Here is a 19588-nt window from a genome sequence, read left to right as displayed (position 1 = left end):
GGTTTTATGATTTGTAAAATTTAAATTAAATAAACTCTCCGCTATACAGAAAAATGGCGATATATCCGATAAATGATCTGTGCCTGCCTGCCAGGTACAACTTTACGGGAGAAGAGAATGAAAAACGCCATGGTCCAGAAGCAAAGAATAAGAGTCAAGACGTTGATGCTGTTATCTATTTTCGTCACCGTGACGGTGGGTTTTACGGCAACGATTGGTTTTATGATGTGGCAATGGATGGATCAGCAGGAACAGCTGGCTAAAAAACACGTCCAGCAAATTGCCCAGGTTCAGTCGTTACAGGTCAGCAAGCAGATGGATTCCGCGCTTGCTGCCGCCCATGATATTGGCAACAGCGCGCTGGCGCTGCGTGACGCGGGGATCCCCGAGCGCCAGGGGCTGAACCAGTTGCTGGTTCATTATCTTGCGGCTCACCCCAATTTTCTGTCTATGTCGATGGCTTTTGAACCCAACGCTTTTGACGACAAAGATGCCAGCTTTGCCGGTCAGAGCGGTGAGGATGCGGCAGGCCGCTACGCTCGTTACGTCGACCGAGATGCCACAGGTCAACCGGCTTTACACCTGTTGACCGACTTCGAAACGCCGGGCAGCGGCGACTACTATCTGCTGCCAAAGCAGCGCCAGAAGGATGTCATCATCGAGCCCTATATCTACCCCTATAACGGCGTGGATGTGATGCTCACCTCGATTGCGGCACCTGTCATGCACAATGGGCAGTTTCTGGGGTCGGTGACGTCTGATTTCTCGCTCGCCACGCTGCAAAAAATGATTGGGGCCATTAAACCCTGGAACGGCACAGGCTACGCCCTGCTCCTTTCGGCTGGCAATAACGTGGTCTCCAGTCCTGATAAAGGCGCAGTGGGTAAACCTTACTCCGGTAAAGTGACAGGCCGCGAGGTTTCACGCGCCGACGACCCGCTGCTGAAAGAAGAGGCGTTTATTACCTGGCAGACGATTAACATCGGTAACAGCCAGACGCCGTGGAAGCTGGCCATCGTGACGCCGGTGAGTGAAGTGATGTCCGAAGCGCGCCAGTTTTTGCTGAAAGCCATTATTCTGATGGTGTTAAGCATCGTGGTGGTGAGCCTGGTGATGGCGCAAATCTTTACCCGCAAAGTGGATCGGCCGGTTGGCGGAGAGCCTTTAGCGGCCGCAGGGATCGCCCTTGCGGTTGCCCGAGGAGATTTGAACAACGCCATTCCTGTGCGGGCAGGCGATACCAGCAGCATTTTTTACGCACTGCACACCATGCAGATGCAGCTTAAACGCATCGTCGATAACATCAATGAAGCCAGCCATTCTGTGCATGGCGGTACCAGCGAAATTGCGGCCGGTAATCTCGACCTGGCGTCCCGCACCGAAGAACAAGCAGCCGCCATTGTGGAAACCGCGGCCAGCATGGAGGAAATTTCTGTCACGGTGAAAAACAACGCCGACAATGCCCATAAGGCGACGCGCCTCACCGACCAGGCGGCTACCATTGCCGGTCACGGTGAAATGCTGGTGAATGAAGTGGTGGAGGTTATCGGCGAAATCGACGAGAGCGCACGTAAGATTGGTGAGATCAACAGCATCGTGGACGGTATCGCCTTCCAGACCAATATCCTCGCGCTGAATGCCGCCGTGGAAGCAGCCCGGGCAGGCGAACAGGGACGCGGTTTTGCCGTGGTAGCGGGTGAAGTTCGTAACCTTGCCCAGCGCAGCGCCAGTGCGGCCAAAGAGATCTCACAACTGATTGCCGAGTCTTCGGGTCGTGTCAGTAAAGGGGTTGAGCTGGTTAACGAAACCGGTGGAATGATGAAACAGATCATTGAGGCCGTTTCACATGTTCATCTGGTGATTAACGAGATTGTGCAGGCGCTGGACGAGCAGAACCGGGGCATTAGCCAGGTCAGCACAGCAGTCAATCAGATGGACAGCACGACCCAGCAGAATGCGTCGTTGGTTCAGCAGATCTCTGCGGCGGCCATGTCGCTGGACGAACAGGCCAAATCGCTGGAGAAGACGCTGGCGTTCTTTAATTCATAACCAAAAACAAGGCCGGGTAGCTTTTCGCACACCCGGCCTCGCCAATACACCATGCGCAGTTACAGCCCTTTCAGCAGCTTATCGACAAAATCCGGTACAACCTGACTTGCCAGCCCGTAGTGCTTCTCTTCAAACTCGCTACCGACCTGACTCGGTTCCAGATTAAGCTCAACGGTATGCGCCCCCTGTAACCGGGCTTCATGAACAAACCCTGCCGCCGGATAGACATGGCCTGAGGTGCCGATGGCGATAAACACATCCGCCATGGCCAGCGCGCTATAGATTTCATCCATTCCCAGCGGCATCTCACCGAACCAGACCACATGCGGGCGCAGGCGCGAAGGGAACTGGCAGCAATGGCAACGGTCATCGGGCTGCACATCATCTGTCCAGTCGAGCACCTGTCCGCTCCAGGCGCAGCGCACCTTCAGCAGTTCGCCGTGCATATGGATGATATTGCGGTTACCGGCACGCTCGTGCAGATTGTCGATGTTCTGGGTTATCAGCAGAAAACGGTCACCCAGCGTATCTTCCAGCCGGGCCAGCGCCAGATGAGCCGCGTTCGGGGCCACCTCAGGTTGCTGAAGCTGCCGACGGCGCGCGTTATAGAACCCCTGGACTAAATCGGGATCCCTGGCGAAGCCTTCCGGGGTTGCCACATCCTCTACACGATGCTCTTCCCACAGCCCGTCAGCCGCACGAAACGTGCGAATGCCGGACTCGGCAGAGATCCCCGCGCCGGTCAGTACCACCACTCTGGGTTTGTCCATCGCTTCTGGCATCATCCTGTCTCTGAAAAAGATCCGCTGGCGCAAGCGCTCACGCAAACGACGTTTATTTTTACGAAAACGGCTGAGTCGACCTAACCGACGCGACAGCATAGTAACCTCGTAGACTAATCGGAGAGATGAAGGAAAGCGGCTCCGCGCATTCCTCCTGCGTCCCCGTGGCGCGCACGTTCAATACGCGGCACACGGGCAACGGGCAATAAATGTCGGGGCAAACGCCCTGACAACTGTTCTGTTATCGCGGTAAAGTTTGATAACCCGCCGCCAATCACCAGCAGATCGGGGTCGACGATGGTCAGGATATTCCCCAGACACACCGCCAGCAAATCCAGGTAGCGTTCAACATGTTCACGCGCCTGTTCATTACCCTGTTCCCACAACGTAATGATGTGTGGGGCATCAATTTTCTGATGATAGAAGTGTTCGTATAGCCATGCAAACCCACCCCCGGAGAGATAGTTCTCGATGCAGCCATGCTGGCCGCATCCGCATCGGGTGAGCGGAAAATCACGCCCCACGACCTCCAGCGCATCCACTGGCAGGCGAATATGGCCAAACTCACCGGTGATGTAACTGCGCCCGGTAATAGGCTTACCGTTGACAACGATTCCCCCGCCGACGCCCGTGCCGAGGATAAGCCCCATCACCAGCGGATACTGTCGAAACTCGTCATCCCAGGCTTCGGAAAGGGCAAAACAGTTGGCATCGTTGTCTAAACGCACGTCGCGTTCAAGGAGAGCGGAAAGGTCGGCACGCAGCGGTTTGCCGCTGGCCGCAGGCACGTTGGCGGCATACAGCGTGCCGTCGTCGGTTTCGGGCATCCCCGGAATACCAATGCCCACCGTGCCTTTCACGCCAAAACGCGCGTCGGCTTGCGCCACCAGCGTGGCAATAGCGGTTAAGAATTCATCGTAGCTTTCGCGCGGCGTGGGAACGCGGGTTTCCCACTGCAATTTGAGGTTTTCATCAAATACGCCCAGCGCAATTTTGGTGCCGCCAATATCAAATCCATAATACATAACGCATTCCTCTTTCTGATTTGGCGACCCAATAGCCGCTAAATCATGACGAAATTACTGGCCACTTAATACCCTCGCCGGATCAATTCGGCTTGCGCGACGCGCCGGATACCAGCTTGCCAGCAGACTCAGTAAAAGTGCTGTAACCAGCACATAAATAACGTCCAGCCAGTGCAATTCAGACGGCAGGAAGTCAATAAAATAGATATCACCTGACAGGAACTGGTGGCCGATAAGCTTTTCAATCAAGTTAATAATCGGCGTCAGCTGGAGAGAAACCACCACGCCAATCACCACACCGCAGAGGCTGCCAAACAGCCCAGCCAGTAAACCATACCAGACAAAAATGGCGCGAATAAGACCGTCTTTCGCCCCCAGGGTACGCAGCACGGCGATGTCACCGCTCTTGTCTTTAACGGCCATCACCAGGGTCGACACGATATTAAAGCAGGCTACGCCAATCACCAGCACCATGGCCAGGTACATAATGGCGCGGATCATCTGAATATCACGGTACATATAGCCGTACGTGCCAATCCAGCTCTTGATGTAGACGTAATTATTGGTGACCCCACCCGCATCACGGACCAGCTTATTGGCGTTAAAGACGTCGTTGACCTTAATGGCAATGCCCGTCACGCTGTCACCCATGTCCAGATACTGACGCGCATCTCCCATCGGCACCATTGCAAAGCTGTGATCGAGCTGGCCGCTCAGCTGGAGAATTCCCGTGACGTGCAGACGCACACGTTTTGGCTGCTGTAATTTATGGTCCGCACTGGCATTGGGGATCATGATGGAAACCCAGTCACCCTGCTTCACTTTCAGCGCGTCAGCCACGCCTTTACCCATAATGATTTGCTGCTCGCCGGGCTTAAAGTTCGCCCACGCGCCGTTCTGAACATATTTCGGTAATGCGCTTAAACGCTCTTCCTGCTGCGGGTTTACCCCTTTAACCTGAATGGCTCGCAGGTTTACCCCGCTTTCAACCAGCCCGGTAAAGTTGATATACGGCGCAGCAGCAGCAATGCCGGGCACTTTTTCCACTTTACTGAGCGCATCACTCCAGTTCGTCCAGGGTTGGTTAACCGGCTCGATTTCGCCGTGAGGCACCACCGCCAGAATGCGGTTGTTGAGCTCGCGCTCAAAGCCGTTCATGGCGCTCAGCCCCACAATCAGCACGGCAACACCCAACGCAATCCCCACGGTGGAAATCACCGAGATAAGCGACACCATGCCGCCGCGACGGCGACCACGGCTAAAGCGTAAACCGATGAGTAACGATAACGGTGAAGCCATTACTCCGCTCCCATCAGGGTCAGCTCGGCGTTCAGATGACCATCGCGCATCTCAAGCTGACGGCCCATGCGTTTAGCCAGTTGCAGATCGTGGGTCACCACCAGAAATGCGGTTCCCTGGGACGCGTTAAGTTCGCCCAGTAGCTGGAAAATGCTGTCTGCATTACGCGCATCCAGGTTACCGGTTGGTTCATCTGCCAGCACCAGGCGCGGGTTGTTCACCAGCGCACGGGCAATCGCCACACGCTGACGCTCGCCGCCAGACAGCTCAGACGGACGGTGATTACCGCGATGCCCAAGCCCCACTGCTTTCAACATATCGCTGGCGCGGGCGTTAATTTCTGCCGGTTTCTTTTTGCCAATCAGCAGCGGCATCGCCACGTTTTCCAGCGCCGTGAAATCCGGCAGCAGGTGGTGGAACTGGTAGATAAAGCCCAGCTCTCGGTTACGCAATTCAGCTTTCGCCGCAGAAGACATTTTACTCATCGGCTGGCCGGAGAAAATCACGTCGCCCTCCGTCGGCGTATCCAGCCCGCCCAGCAGGTGCAGCAAAGTACTTTTACCGGAGCCGGAGCTGCCGACAATCGCCATCATCTCGCCTTCACCCACGCTAAAGCTCACATTGTGCAGGACATCAGTCTGTACAGTGCCTTCCTGATAGCGTTTGGACAGGTTGTCGCATTGCAACAGGATCTTATTCATAACGTAAAGCCTCAGCGGGTTGAGTGGCGGCAGCGCGCCATGAAGGATAAAGCGTGGAAAGCAACGCAATGGCCATCGCGGCCAGTGCAATGCCAATCACCTGCAACGGCTCAATAGCGACTGGCAGCGCCGCGCCATCGAGAAGTGCACCGATAATTGGCATTAAATTATTGAGCTGACTGGCCAGCAATGCGCCCAGCACTGCACCTAACAGCGCGCCGATAATCCCGGCGCTGGCCCCCTGAACCATAAACACGGCCATGATCTGACGCGGCGTTAGCCCTTGGGTTTGCAGAATGGCGACTTCGCCCTGTTTTTCCATCACCATCAGCCCAAGTGAGGTGATGATGTTAAACGCGGCAACCGCCACGATCAGGCTCAGAAGCAGCCCCATCATGTTTTTTTCCATGCGCACGGCCTGGAACAGCTCGCCTTTGCGTTCACGCCAGTCCTGCCATTTTGTCCCTTCCGGCAGCTTTTGCTGGCTGAGAACATCCACTTTTAACGGCGCATCAAGCCACAGACGCCAGCCGGTGATATTACCCGCCGGATAGCGCATCAGGCGCGATGCATCCTGAATGTTCACCAGCATCTGATAGCCATCGACTTCGCTGTTGGCGGCAAAGGTACCAATAATGTTGAACAGACGCTGGCTTGGCAGACGCCCCATCGGCGTGAACTGGCTGGCTGACGGCACCATCACACGCAGTTGATCGCCACGGTTAACGCCAAGTTGCCCGGCAAGCTGCTCGCCAAGGATCACGTTGTATTGCCCCGCCACGAGATCGGTTTGTTTCACGTTAACCAGATACGGTGTGAGCGGATCGTCCTGTGCCGGGTCGATCCCCAGCATCACTCCAACCGCCACGCTGCGGGCGCTTTGCAGCACCACGTCACCGGTTGTGAGCGGCGCAACGCGCGTCACACCCTGCAATTTCGCGGCACTTTCCGGCAGCTGTTGCGGGTTAACGGAACCGTTTGAAGAAGAGAGTACGGCCTGTGGCATCAGCCCCAGGATGTTGTTTTGCAGCTCGCGCTCGAAGCCATTCATCACGGAGAGAACCGTCACCAGTGCCATCACGCCAAGCGTGATACCAATAGTGGAAAGCCAGGAGACAAAGCGACCGAATCGGTCCGCGGCGCGCCCACGCATGTAACGTAAGCCTATGAAGAGTGCGACAGGTTGGTACATGAAATCCGTCTGTTTGCTGATAGCAGACCCACGAGTATATAAGCGAATCCGTTAAGCGTAAATGACTGAAACCGTAAGCTTTGGTAATCATTTTTCCGAAAAAATCAGATAAATCATAGTGCTACTCGCTGAACGTAGATACTGCGCCCTCCACCTTTTCCGAAAAACGTACTGATACAGACTGTTACTGATTACATCCCCTGCCCCTTCACCCAGGATAAACGGTTCGTTTATGGCAATACAGGTACCGTTTCCCGATGAAACAAAAAGCATTATGGATTAACCAGATAAAAGGGCTGTGCATCTGCCTGGTGGTGATTTATCACTCGGTTATCACCTTTTATCCACATCTCAGCGGGCTACAACATCCTCTGTCCGGCCTCCTCGCCAAATGCTGGGTCTATTTTAACCTCTACCTCGCACCGTTTCGGATGCCGGTATTTTTCTTTATTTCAGGCTATTTGATACGCCGGTATATCGATGAAGTGGGCTGGCGAACCAGCCTCGATAAGCGCATCTGGAGCATTGTCTGGGTGCTGGCCCTGTGGGGTGTCCTGCAATGGCAGGCGCTCAGCCACCTGAATGCCTGGCTGGCCCCAGAGCGCGAATTAGCCACCTCATCCAACGCCGCCTACGCGGATTCGGTCCCGGCGTTTATTCTGGCGATGCTCACCGCCAGCACCAGCCTGTGGTATCTGTACGCCCTGGTGGTCTACTTCACGCTGTGTAAGCTCTTAAGCCGCTGGAAACTGCCGGTGCTGGGGCTTCTGGCGCTGGCGAGCATCGCGATAAACTTCCTGCCGCTGCCGTGGTGGGGGATGAACAGTGTGGTGCGCAATATGGTCTACTACAGCATGGGCGCATGGTATGGTGCTCAGCTCATGGCATGGATGAAAGGACTGTCACTGCGCCGCGCCTGGCTGCCCATTGCCGCGTTCGGTGCGGTATCTGTTGTGCTGTGGTTTGCCAATGCCCCTCTATTGCTCTCCCTGCTGTCCGTACTGCTTATCATGAAACTCTTCTATAGCGTTGAACAACGCTACGCTGTACATCCCAATAATTTGCTTAATGTGATTGGCTCAAACACGATTGCCATTTACACCACGCATCGCATTTTAATCGAGGCATTTAGCCTGTTCCTCATTGGCGAAATGAATGGCGCGTACTGGCCTGTCTGGGCGGAACTGGCGCTGCTGCTCATCTATCCGTTTGCCAGCCTGTTGATCTGTACACTTTTCGGTCTTGGTGCACGCAAGCTTTCTACCGCGCTGTTTGGCGACCTGTTCTTTTCCCCACCTGCTCGTCTTTCTCTGGCGTCAGCCGCCCGCTAACGTCCAACTCGCCCTGATTCAGGGCGAGTTTACCGCCTGTGCGGTTCCAGTTTGCTTATGCAAAACGATCGAGGATAATAAAGACATTGCGTATCAGTGATATGCCCCAATACTGGGTATACCCATAAGAGACTCTGACATAGCCATGCCTGAACACTACCGTTATTCCTTGCCCGGCAAAGCGGGCGACCAACGCCAGCTGGGTGAACTCACGGGCGCGGCGTGCGCCACACTGGTGGCAGAAATCGCAGAGCGGCATCCCGGTCCGGTCGTACTTGTCGCCCCGGATATGCAAAATGCATTACGCCTGCATGACGAAATCCGCCAGTTCACCGATAACCTGATCTTCAGCCTGGCTGACTGGGAAACGCTGCCGTATGACAGCTTCTCCCCGCACCAGGAGATCATCTCCTCTCGCCTGTCCACGCTCTACCAGTTACCGTCCATGCAGCGCGGCGTGCTGATTGTGCCGGTAAATACCCTGATGCAGCGCGTCTGTCCGCACAGCTATTTGCATGGTCATGCGCTGGTGATGAAAAAAGGCCAGCGTCTGTCGCGCGATGCCCTACGCGCGCAGCTTGAAAGCGCCGGATACCGCCATGTTGATCAGGTAATGGAACACGGCGAATACGCCACGCGCGGCGCCCTGCTGGATCTGTACCCGATGGGCAGCGACCAGCCTTACCGTCTGGACTTTTTTGACGACGAAATCGACAGCCTGCGTGTCTTTGATGCCGACACTCAGCGTACGCTGGAAGAAGTTGAATCCATCAACCTGCTGCCTGCTCACGAATTCCCGACCGACAAAACCGCCATCGAGCTTTTCCGCAGCCAGTGGCGCGACAAGTTCGACGTGAAGCGCGATGCGGAGCATATCTATCAGCAGGTCAGCAAAGGCACGCTACCTACCGGGATCGAATACTGGCAGCCCCTGTTCTTTAACGAGCCATTGCCTGCGCTGTTTAGCTATTTCCCGGCCAATACGCTGATTGTTAACACCGGAGATGTCGACGCCAGCGCCAGCCGTTTTGAAGGTGAAACCCGCGCCCGTTATGAGAGCCGTGGGGTTGACCCGATGCGCCCATTGCTGCCACCCGAACAGCTGTGGCTGCGTACCGATGAGTTAAATGCAGAACTTAAGCGCTGGCCGCGTGTGCAGCTCAAAACGGACACCCTTGCCGATAAAGCCGCGAACACCAACCTCGCCTTCCAGAAACTGCCTGATTTGGCCGTACAGGCGCAGCAAAAATCGCCACTGGATAGCCTGCGAAAATTCCTTGAGGCCTTTACCGGGCCAGTGATTTTCTCGGTAGAAAGTGAAGGCCGCCGCGAAGCATTAGGTGAACTGCTCGGGCGCATTAAAGTCGCCCCTAAACGTATATTCCGTCTTGATGAAGCCAACGCTAACGGGCGTTACCTGATGATCGGCGCCGCCGAGCACGGTTTTATCGATACGCTCAACAATCTGGCCCTGATCTGCGAAAGTGACCTGCTTGGCGAACGTGTGGCACGCCGCCGCCAGGATAGCCGCCGCACCATTAACCCGGATACGCTTATCCGCAACCTGGCGGAATTGCACCCGGGCCAGCCCATTGTTCACCTTGAGCACGGTGTTGGTCGTTATCAGGGGATGACCACCCTTGAGGCGGGCGGCATTAAGGGTGAATACCTGATGCTGACCTACGCCAACGACGCCAAACTTTACGTACCAGTTTCGTCACTGCATCTGATTAGCCGTTATGCCGGGGGTGCCGAAGATAACGCACCGCTGCATAAACTGGGCGGTGATGCCTGGGCCCGCGCGCGCCAGAAAGCCGCCGAGAAAGTGCGTGATGTGGCCGCTGAACTGCTGGACATTTACGCCCAGCGCGCAGCAAAAGAAGGTTATGCCTTTAAGCATGATAAAGAGCAGTATCAGCTGTTCTGCGACAGCTTCCCGTTTGAAACCACGCCGGATCAGGCCCAGGCCATCAACGCGGTATTGAGTGATATGTGTCAGCCGCTGGCAATGGACAGGCTGGTCTGCGGAGACGTAGGCTTTGGGAAAACCGAAGTGGCGATGCGCGCAGCGTTTCTGGCCGTGGAGAACAACAAGCAGGTCGCCGTACTGGTGCCGACCACGCTTCTTGCCCAGCAGCATTATGACAACTTCCGCGACCGCTTTGCCAACTGGCCGGTACGTATCGAGATGCTTTCCCGTTTTCGCAGCGCCAAAGAGCAGACGCAAATTCTGGAGCAGGCAAGCGAAGGCAAAATCGATATTCTTATCGGCACCCACAAACTTCTGCAAAGCGATGTGAAGTGGAAAGATTTAGGGCTGCTGATTGTCGATGAAGAGCACCGTTTCGGCGTGCGTCATAAAGAGCGTATCAAAGCGATGCGCTCCGATGTCGACATCCTGACCTTAACCGCCACGCCAATTCCGCGAACCCTGAATATGGCCATGAGTGGAATGCGCGATCTGTCGATTATCGCCACACCACCGGCACGCCGCCTGGCGGTAAAAACCTTCGTACGCGAGTACGATAGCCTGGTCGTACGCGAAGCCATTCTGCGTGAGGTGCTGCGCGGCGGGCAGGTTTACTATCTCTTTAACGATGTCGAAAACATCCAGAAAGCGGCAGATAAACTGGCGGAGCTGGTTCCTGAAGCACGTATCGCCATTGGGCACGGGCAGATGCGTGAACGCGAGCTGGAACGGGTGATGAACGATTTCCACCACCAGCGTTTTAACGTGCTGGTCTGTACCACCATTATTGAAACCGGTATCGACATCCCAACGGCAAATACCATCATCATTGAACGCGCTGATCACTTTGGTCTGGCGCAGTTGCACCAGTTGCGTGGCCGCGTTGGGCGTTCGCACCACCAGGCCTACGCCTGGCTGCTGACGCCGCATCCGAAATCGATGACCACTGATGCACAAAAGCGTCTGGAAGCCATCGCCTCGCTCGAAGATCTGGGTGCAGGGTTTGCCCTGGCAACGCACGACCTGGAGATCCGCGGTGCCGGTGAATTACTGGGTGAAGACCAGAGTGGTTCCATGGAAACCATAGGCTTCTCGCTGTATATGGAGCTGCTGGAAAACGCCGTTGATGCGCTAAAAGCCGGGCGTGAACCGTCACTGGAAGATTTGACCAGCCAGCAAACGGAAGTCGAGCTGCGGATGCCGTCCCTGCTGCCGGACGATTTTATCCCGGATGTGAACACTCGCCTTTCGTTCTACAAACGCATTGCCAGTGCGAAAAGTGAAAACGAACTGGAGGAGATCAAAGTTGAGCTTATTGACCGCTTTGGCCTGCTGCCAGATGCCGCGCGAAACCTGCTGGATATTGCCCGACTGCGTCAGCAGGCACAGAAACTGGGCATTCGTAAGCTGGAAGGTAATGAGAAAGGTGGCGTGATTGAGTTTGCCGAGAAGAATCACGTCAATCCGGTGTGGCTGATTGGTTTACTGCAAAAACAGCCGCAGCATTTCCGCCTGGACGGGCCAACGCGTCTGAAATTCACCCAGGAGTTGGCTGAACGTAAAGCCCGCATGGACTGGGTGCGTAACTTTATGCGCCAGCTGGAAGAAAACGCGATCGCATAACTTGCCCTCACTCCCCGGCAGTATGAACGCTGCCGGGGAGACAATTTACAAACTCTTTGCAAACCCCCTGGATTTCCCGACACATCCATTCGTCATAATTATCATTAACTTCTTGAATAACAATAACCTTATCATTTATATGGATTATGGTAATAATGACCTCTTCGCGTATGACTCGCTGGATAACGTTGTTTGCGCTGGCTGCGGCGGTGGCAATAGCGCTTCCTGCCCGGGCTAACACCTGGCCTCTTCCCCCTGCCGGCAGCCGTGTGGTGGGTGAAAACCGCTTTCATGTGGTTGAAAACAATGGCGGTTCACTTGAGGCGATTGCAAAAAAATATAACGTGGGCTTCCTGGCGCTGTTACAGGCTAACCCGGGCGTTGACCCGTATGTGCCGCGCGCCGGGAGCGTGTTAACCATTCCTCTGCAAACGTTGCTGCCTGATGCGCCGCGCGAAGGGATTGTGATTAACCTCGCCGAATTGCGCCTCTATTACTACCCACCGGGTAAAAATGAAGTGACCGTCTACCCTATTGGCATTGGTCAACTGGGCGGCGATACGCTCACCCCAACCATGGTGACCACAGTGTCGGATAAACGCGCCAATCCGACCTGGACGCCGACCGCCAATATTCGCGCACGCTATAAGGCTCAGGGGATAGATTTACCGGCGGTGGTTCCTGCTGGCCCGGATAACCCGATGGGTCACCATGCTATCCGCCTTGCCGCTTACGGTGGCGTCTATCTTCTGCATGGAACCAATGCTGATTTTGGTATCGGAATGCGGGTTAGCTCCGGCTGTATTCGCCTGCGTGATGACGATATCAAGACCCTGTACAGCGTGATAGCGCCAGGAACAAAAGTGAACATCATCAACACGCCGATCAAGGTGTCTGAAGAGCCTGGCGGCAAACGCCTGGTGGAGATCCATCAGCCTTTATCGAAGAACATCGGTGATGATCCACAAACGCTGCCGATCCCCCTCAATGCAGAGATGTATCGTTTCAAAACCAGCGTCGATACTGACGATACGGTAATAGAGCGAGCAATGGAGGCGCGCGCGGGGATGCCGGTTGACGTTACACGTCATCAGGATATTCCCCAGCAGACGCTGTAAAAGCGCAAAAAAGCAAAACGCCCTGCATATGCAGGGCGTTTTTTTTGCAGTGGCAAGTATGAGGGTTCTGCAAAACTTATTTGTAAATTACCGCAGTACCGTGAAGGGTGTTAGGACCGGTCACAGAGGTGATACGGAAGGATTTAGCACCCATCGCTTCTGCTTTTTGTGCCAGTTGATCTTCCAGAGAACCCAGGTTAGTACCTGCTGTCGCAGAAATCGTACCGGCTTTATGCTGGTCAACCGGAGTAGATTGCACTTCAACAGCCGCAAAGCTTGCGAATGACAGAGAACTCAGTACAGCGGCAGCGATCAGGGTTTTTACGTTTTTCATGATGTTTACCTTTAGGCAGATGAATTTGGAGGTCGTTAGTTATTTACTTAACGATCGATAGGTAAATCATAAGTGTGATCTACATCACGCGTCAACATATTTTTATAACGATCGTTACATTAATTTTAATTTCGTTATTTTTCATACCCATATGAATAATTTATTTTTGCTGAATCAGCGCTGGTCGCGGGCTGCGAATATTTTTATAATGGTCATTCAACAAACCAACAGAGGATCCGCGGCAAATGACAACCGATGTAACGAGTTGCGCAAAGAAAAGCCGTGGCCGACCAAAAGTGTTCGACAGGGAAGCGGCGCTCGATAAGGCCATGACACTCTTCTGGCAGCACGGGTATGAAGCCACCTCGCTCTCCGATCTTGTGGAAGCCACAGGCGCCAAAGCACCTACGCTGTATGCGGAATTTACGAATAAAGAGGGTCTGTTCAGGGCGGTTCTGGACAGATACATTTCCCGCTTTGCGGCGAAACACGAAGCGCAGCTTTTCTGTGAAGAAAAAACGGTTGAGCAGGCGCTGCAGGACTATTTCACCGCCGTCGCCACCTGCTTTACCAGCAAAGATACGCCGGCAGGTTGCTTTATGATCAATACCTCCGCCACCCTTGCGGCCTCCTCTAAAGAGATTGCCAACACGGTGAAATCGCGCCATGCGATGCAGGAGGAGACGCTGTGTACATTTCTGACCGAGCGCCAGCGGCGCGGTGAGCTTCCTGCCCATTGCCATCCACAGGTGCTGTCGCAATACCTGAGCTGTATTTTGCAGGGTATGTCGATAAGCGCCCGTGAAGGCGCAAGCCTGGAAAAACTGCAAAGCATCACCCAGACCACGCTACGCCTGTGGCCTGAACTGCTTAAAGTCTGACCCCCTGGGCGGCCTCCCTTGCCGCCCTCTCTTCCCTTCCCCCCTTTTTTGTTCCTCGCTACGCTTATCCTCTTTTTTGATTGGTTGATAATGAGACTCTTTATCGGCAGTATTCGCATTTGCATTTTTTACATTTGTTACACAATGCAAAATTGTGATGTTGACCTGCCTATAAAAAAGAGCGAACGCTCAACAAGGAATGATGATGAAGAAAAGTCTCTGGGTGCTAAATCCTGTATTGCTGGCCATCGCGATGCCGCTTTACGCCGAACAAACCAATGAAGAAAACCTGATTGTCAGTGCCAGCCGCAGCCATCGTACCGTGGCAGAAATGGCGCAAACCACGTGGATTATCGAAGGACATGAAATTGAACAACAGGTCCAGGGTGGCAAGGAATTCAAGGATATTCTCGGGCAATTGATCCCCGGTATGGATGTCAGCAGCCAGGGACGAACAAACTACGGCATGAACATGCGTGGCCGTGCCATTGTGGTGTTAATTGATGGCGTGCGTCTTAACTCTTCGCGTACCGACAGCCGCCAGCTTGATTCGATTGATCCTTTTAACATCGAACATATTGAAGTTATTTCTGGCTCTACGGCCCTGTACGGCGGCGGCAGCACCGGTGGTCTGATTAACATCGTGACCAAAAAAGGTCAGCCAGAAACGCAGGTTGATCTGGAGCTTGGCAGCAAGACAGGCTTTAACAACAGCAACGACCATGACGAGCGCGTGGCAACAGCCGTCAGCGGAGGGAATGACCATGCATCGGGTCGCCTCTCGGTGGCCTATCAACGTTTTGGCGGCTGGTATGACGGCAACGGGGATGCCCTCACCTTCGATAACACCCAGACAGGATTACAACATTCTGATCGTCTGGATGTGATGGGTACAGGCACAATCGACATCAGCGATACCCGTCAGTTGCAGGTGGTGACGCAGTATTACAAAAGCCAGGGTGACGATGATTACGGGCTTTATCTCGATAAAAACATGAGTGCCGTGACCGGAAGTGGCACCGCCCGGACCCGTAGCGGGTTCAGTTCTGATCGTATTCCGGGTACAGAGCGCCATCTCATCAGCCTGCAATATTCCGATTCCGACTTCTGGGGGCAAGAGCTGGTAGGGCAAATTTACTACCGTGATGAATCCTTGCGTTTCTATCCCTTCCCGACTGTGGATCAAAAAACCAAAACCATCACTAGCTTCGCGGCTTCTGAGCAAAACACCGATCAGTACGGCGCAAAACTGACCCTGAACAGCAGGCTGCTCGACAGCTGGCAGGTGACCTGGGGTATCGATGCCGACCATGAAACATTCGATTCCAACCAGATGTTCTTTGACCTGGCGAAGTCAGTGCCATCAGGCGGGATGAATAACCACTCTGCCTACACCACTGGTCGTTATCCGGGTTACAGCATTACCAACTTCGCGCCCTTCCTGCAAAACAGCTATGACATCAATGACATCTTCACCTTAAGTGGCGGGGTTCGCTATCAATGGACTGAGAACCGCGTTGATGACTTTATTGGCTATTCGCAGCAGCAGGCGATTGCGAATGGCAAAGCTACCTCAGCAGATGCAATCCCGGGCGGTAAAACGGATTACGATAACCTGCTGTTTAACGCCGGCATTCTTGCACACATTACGGAACGCCAGCAGCTCTGGTTTAACTTCTCTCAGGGTGTTGAACTGCCAGATCCGGGCAAATATTACGGGAACGGCGCGTACGCAAAAGCCGATGCACAAGGCCACCTGGCGCTGCTGAAAAGCGTTAACCCGAATGACGCGAAGCTTGAAGGGATCAAAGTCGATTCCTATGAGCTGGGCTGGCGCTATACCGGAGATAACCTGCGCACGCAAATTGCGGCCTATTACTCTCTCTCGGATAAATCCATCGACATCAACCGTAGCGACATGACCATTGACGTTAACCCGCAGGAACGCCGGATCTATGGCGTGGAAGGTGCGGTGGATTACGTTATCCCTGACAGCGTCTGGAGCGTGGGTGGTAATTTCAACATCCTGAAATCAGAGATAAAAACTAACGGTTCATGGGAAAAATGGGATGTGACTCAGGCCTCGCCGTCGAAAGCTACGGCCTATGTAGGCTGGGCGCCTGAACCCTGGTCACTGCGTGTTCAGACTCAGCAAACTTTTGACCTGACGGACGCCGCAGGCAATGAAATTGAGGGTTATAACACCGTCGATTTCCTCAGCAGATATCAGTTGCCGCTGGGTAAACTGTCGTTCAGCATTGAAAACCTGCTGGATAAACAGTACACCACCGTCTGGGGCCAGCGTGCACCGTTGCTCTACAGCCCAACTTACGGCAATGCCGCATTGTACGAGTACAAAGGGCGCGGTCGTACCTTTGGGCTTAACTATGCTCTGACCTTCTGATTGCCAAAAAAAAAGCTCCTCAGCCTGAGCGCTTGAGGAGCTAAATTCAGAGAACGTCTTTTTTACACTTTGTTATTCAGGACCAGCTGACCATTTCCGTCCAGCGGAATTTGGCTGCCAGGGTCTTTATCCATGCGGATTTTGCCCTGCTGGTCACCAATTTTGTACGTCACGTCATAACCCAGCATTTTTTCTGACTTGTCATAGACGGTTTTGCAGCGCTGCTGAGTCGTGGTGTAGGTATCGTTATCCTGCATTGCGCCCTGAACCTGGTTACCGGCATAGCCGCCACCCAGCGCGCCAACCACGGTCGCCACAGATTTACCACGACCGTTACCAAACTGATGACCGAGCACACCACCTGCAACCGCACCCAGGACTGAACCGGCGATACGGTTTTCATCCTGAACCGGACGGCGATGCGTAACGGCCACGTTGCGGCATTCCTGACGCGGTGTTTTTACTGATTCTTTAATAGGGGTAGCAGAAACGACCTGAGCATACTGCGGGCCGCGATCAAGCACGTTGAGACTGGCAACCGCTGCCACACCTAACGCAGCAGCAACACCAATCCCGATACCCGCCAACATTGATTTATTCACGGGACTTCCTCCTTTGTTGCTATTGGTAACAATTCTGCAATTAACGACAGACTTAGCCAATCAGAAAAAGGATTAAAAATGTGGGGATGTAGGCAGAATCGCCCTGTTTAGGAGAACTCCTAAGAGGTGCAGATGGAATGACCAGCATGATATGCTAAAAATCCCTCCGGGGAGCCCGGAGGGAGAGCGGGATTAGTGCAGTTTAAGGCGAGGACGGATCACGCGGTTGATTCTACCCACCAGCATCATCAGGCCGGTTTTGAAGTAACCGTGCAGCGCAATCTGATGCATACGGTACAGCGAGATGTACACGAAGCGTGCAATGCGCCCTTCTACCATCATTGAGCCGCGCATCAGGTTACCCATCAGGCTGCCTACGGTAGAGAAGTTAGAGAGCGACACCAGGGAACCGTGGTCTTTATAAACGTACGATTTCATTGGTTTACCTTTGGTCTGCGCCAGAATATTGTGCAGCACAAGGCTTGCCATCTGGTGCGCTGCCTGAGCACGTGGCGGCACGAAACCACCTTCAGGACGCGCACAGGATGCACAGTCACCAATCGCGTAGATTTCCGGGTCGCGGGTGGTTTGCAGCGTTGGCTCAGTCACCAGCTGGTTAATACGGTTCGTTTCCAGGCCACCGATATCTTTCATGAAATCTGGCGCTTTAATCCCTGCCGCCCAGACCATCAGATCCGCTTCGATGTATTCGCCATCTTTGGTATGCAGACCGCCTTCATCAGCGCTGGTTACCATTGTCTGGGTCATTACGCGAACGCCCAGTTTGGTTAACTCACTGTGCGCCGCACCGGAAATACGCGGAGGCAGAGCAGGCAGAATGCGTTCGCCCGCTTCGACCAGCGTCACGTTCAGCGCTTCGTTGGTCAGCCCTTTGTAGCCGTAGCTGTGCAGTTGTTTGACCGCATTGTGCAGCTCAGCAGAGAGCTCCACGCCCGTAGCACCACCGCCGACAATCGCGATGTTAACCTTGCCGTTGGCACCCATGTTATTGGTGTACTTCAGGAACAGGTTAAGCATTTCCTGATGGAAACGGCGCGCCTGATGCGGGTTATCCAGGAAGATGCAGTGTTCTTTCACGCCAGGCGTGTTGAAATCGTTGGAGGTACTGCCCAGAGCCATCACCAGCGTGTCATAAGGCAGCTTGCGTTCAGGAACCAGCAACTCGCCCTTTTCATCACGCAACTCGGCAAGCGTGATGGTTTTGCTTTCACGGTTGATGTCAACCACGGAACCCAGCTGGAACTGGAAGTGGTGATTACGCGCATGTGCCAGATAGCTCAGCGCATCAACCCCTTCATCCAACGATCCGGTTGCAACTTCGTGCAACAGTGGTTTCCACAGGTGGCTGTGGTTACGATCGACCAGCGTAATTTTAGCTTTTTTACTGCGACCCAGCTTTTTGCCCAGCTGTGTAGCCAGCTCCAGCCCGCCAGCACCACCGCCTACAATCACTATTTTTTTCAATGGCGTAGTCAACGTGACCCCCTCAAATTATTAACCAATTGTTAATTAAAAGTTATAAAAATAACCCTTAATTAACAACAGGTTACAGCACTGAAACCATTCAGGTGCATTGAGAATAACACGCCAGGCGCATTGGTCATACCAAAATTGATATGCATCAAGTTTTGATGGCTGATATTTGTACAGTTTTAGCAAAAAGAAAGCCCGGCAAGCTTACGCCGCCAGGCTTTAGAGAACGTCAGATGCCTTTAACCCAGGGTTTTAAAGGCCTTGATGCGTTGCAGATGCGGGGAGATACTTTTGAACTTGTGGGTCTGTTCTTCGTCCCAGACAATTTCATAGTAATGGTGAAGCAGCTCGGCGGCACGGGTGCTGCTCAGGGCTTCATCATTACGCGACAGGATCACCAGACAACGATCGCGATTCTTTTCACGGAAGTTGCTGACGCACTTGGTTCCGATATCAGCATACTCTTCCGGACGGTCGATCTTCCCTTCCATATTTTCATGCGGGAACAGGTTCGGGTTGAACACCACCTGACGGATATCGCACAAGAATCCAATCCTCTCAGCCCAATATCCGCCCAGACCCACCCCACAAATCAGCGGGCGATCGTCGACATTAAGCTGCAACATTTTGTCCACTTCTTTGAGCAAATGCTGCATATCATGTTTCGGATGGCGCGTGCTGTAGCTAATCAGCCGTACATCCGGATCGATAAACTGCAGTTGCAGCACTTTCTCATGATTACCAGGACTGTTTGAGTCAAAACCGTGTAAATAGATGATCATCG

General features: G+C 53.8%; 15 protein-coding genes. 6 read left to right on the top strand and 9 right to left on the bottom strand.

The window, feature by feature from the left end:
• Positions 1 to 117 precede the first annotated feature (117 nt).
• Positions 118 to 2049 (top strand): methyl-accepting chemotaxis protein, encoded by a 1932-nt coding sequence (locus ACS603_RS13270; RefSeq protein WP_474944399.1) that lies wholly within the window; start codon positions 118 to 120, stop codon positions 2047 to 2049.
• Positions 2050 to 2108: 59 nt separating this feature from the next.
• On the opposite strand, the gene cobB is transcribed toward ACS603_RS13270, so the two are convergent.
• The 5 genes from cobB to lolC are packed head-to-tail and all read right to left on the bottom strand — an operon-like array spanning position 2109 to position 7048.
• The gene (gene cobB, locus ACS603_RS13265) at positions 2109 to 2930 is read right to left on the bottom strand and encodes a Sir2 family NAD+-dependent deacetylase (protein ID WP_182060488.1); all 822 of its coding nucleotides are present in this window, start codon (positions 2928 to 2930) and stop codon (positions 2109 to 2111) included.
• 14 nt (positions 2931 to 2944) lie between these two features.
• Positions 2945 to 3856: an N-acetylglucosamine kinase gene (nagK, locus tag ACS603_RS13260; RefSeq protein ID WP_446492786.1), complete on the bottom strand. Its 912-nt coding sequence runs from the start codon at positions 3854 to 3856 to the stop codon at positions 2945 to 2947.
• Between the two features lie 54 nt (positions 3857 to 3910).
• The gene (gene lolE, locus ACS603_RS13255) at positions 3911 to 5155 is read right to left on the bottom strand and encodes a lipoprotein-releasing ABC transporter permease subunit LolE (protein WP_474944398.1); all 1245 of its coding nucleotides are present in this window, start codon (positions 5153 to 5155) and stop codon (positions 3911 to 3913) included.
• On the bottom strand, positions 5155 to 5856 hold the full coding sequence (lolD, locus tag ACS603_RS13250; RefSeq protein ID WP_010429765.1) for a lipoprotein-releasing ABC transporter ATP-binding protein LolD: 702 nt from the start codon (positions 5854 to 5856) through the stop codon (positions 5155 to 5157). Before lolD ends, lolE begins: the two co-directional genes overlap by 1 nt.
• Positions 5849 to 7048, bottom strand: a complete 1200-nt coding sequence (gene lolC, locus ACS603_RS13245; RefSeq protein ID WP_182060486.1) for a lipoprotein-releasing ABC transporter permease subunit LolC — start codon at positions 7046 to 7048, stop codon at positions 5849 to 5851. The genes lolD and lolC overlap by 8 nt, the downstream gene beginning before the upstream one ends.
• 257 nt (positions 7049 to 7305) lie before the next feature.
• Here lolC and ACS603_RS13240 point away from each other — a divergent pair, with 257 nt between their 5' ends.
• The 3 genes from ACS603_RS13240 to ldtC all read left to right on the top strand — a co-directional run bounded on the left by ACS603_RS13240 (position 7306) and on the right by ldtC (position 13089).
• Positions 7306 to 8379, top strand: a complete 1074-nt coding sequence (locus tag ACS603_RS13240; RefSeq protein WP_474944397.1) for an acyltransferase family protein — start codon at positions 7306 to 7308, stop codon at positions 8377 to 8379.
• 145 nt (positions 8380 to 8524) lie between these two features.
• Positions 8525 to 11971 carry a transcription-repair coupling factor gene (gene mfd / locus ACS603_RS13235; RefSeq protein ID WP_474944396.1) on the top strand — a complete coding sequence of 1149 codons (3447 nt, stop codon included), beginning with the start codon at positions 8525 to 8527 and terminating at the stop codon, positions 11969 to 11971.
• A 155-nt stretch (positions 11972 to 12126) separates the two neighbouring features.
• Positions 12127 to 13089: a L,D-transpeptidase LdtC gene (gene ldtC / locus ACS603_RS13230; protein WP_474944395.1), complete on the top strand. Its 963-nt coding sequence runs from the start codon at positions 12127 to 12129 to the stop codon at positions 13087 to 13089.
• Positions 13090 to 13165: 76 nt separating this feature from the next.
• Here the strand turns inward: ldtC and bhsA are convergent, their stop codons facing one another.
• Positions 13166 to 13423 (bottom strand): multiple stress resistance protein BhsA, encoded by a 258-nt coding sequence (gene bhsA, locus ACS603_RS13225; protein ID WP_315688324.1) that lies wholly within the window; start codon positions 13421 to 13423, stop codon positions 13166 to 13168.
• Positions 13424 to 13668: 245 nt separating this feature from the next.
• On the opposite strand from bhsA, the gene ACS603_RS13220 reads away from it, so the two are divergent.
• Positions 13669 to 14304, top strand: coding sequence for a TetR/AcrR family transcriptional regulator (locus ACS603_RS13220; RefSeq protein WP_182060481.1), 636 nt, complete (start codon positions 13669 to 13671; stop codon positions 14302 to 14304).
• Positions 14305 to 14509: 205 nt separating this feature from the next.
• Entirely contained in the window at positions 14510 to 16708 is a 2199-nt protein-coding gene (locus ACS603_RS13215) for a TonB-dependent siderophore receptor (protein WP_474944394.1), read from the top strand.
• A gap of 62 nt (positions 16709 to 16770) precedes the next feature.
• Here the strand turns inward: ACS603_RS13215 and ACS603_RS13210 are convergent, their stop codons facing one another.
• From ACS603_RS13210 to ycfP, 3 genes are all read right to left on the bottom strand, one after another.
• Positions 16771 to 17310, bottom strand: a complete 540-nt coding sequence (locus ACS603_RS13210) for a glycine zipper 2TM domain-containing protein (protein ID WP_182060479.1) — start codon at positions 17308 to 17310, stop codon at positions 16771 to 16773.
• A 192-nt stretch (positions 17311 to 17502) separates the two neighbouring features.
• Positions 17503 to 18807 carry an NAD(P)/FAD-dependent oxidoreductase gene (locus tag ACS603_RS13205; protein ID WP_182060478.1) on the bottom strand — a complete coding sequence of 435 codons (1305 nt, stop codon included), beginning with the start codon at positions 18805 to 18807 and terminating at the stop codon, positions 17503 to 17505.
• Positions 18808 to 19043: 236 nt separating this feature from the next.
• Complete coding sequence (ycfP, locus tag ACS603_RS13200; protein WP_182060477.1) at positions 19044 to 19586, bottom strand: alpha/beta hydrolase YcfP; 543 nt, start codon at positions 19584 to 19586, stop codon at positions 19044 to 19046.
• Between the last annotated feature and the right edge of the window lie 2 nt (positions 19587 to 19588).

This window comes from Enterobacter sp. Li2LvB3 (assembly GCF_056156645.1).
The sequence above is the reverse complement of the archived record's forward strand: the minus strand, read 5'-3'. Positions and strand labels throughout refer to the sequence as shown.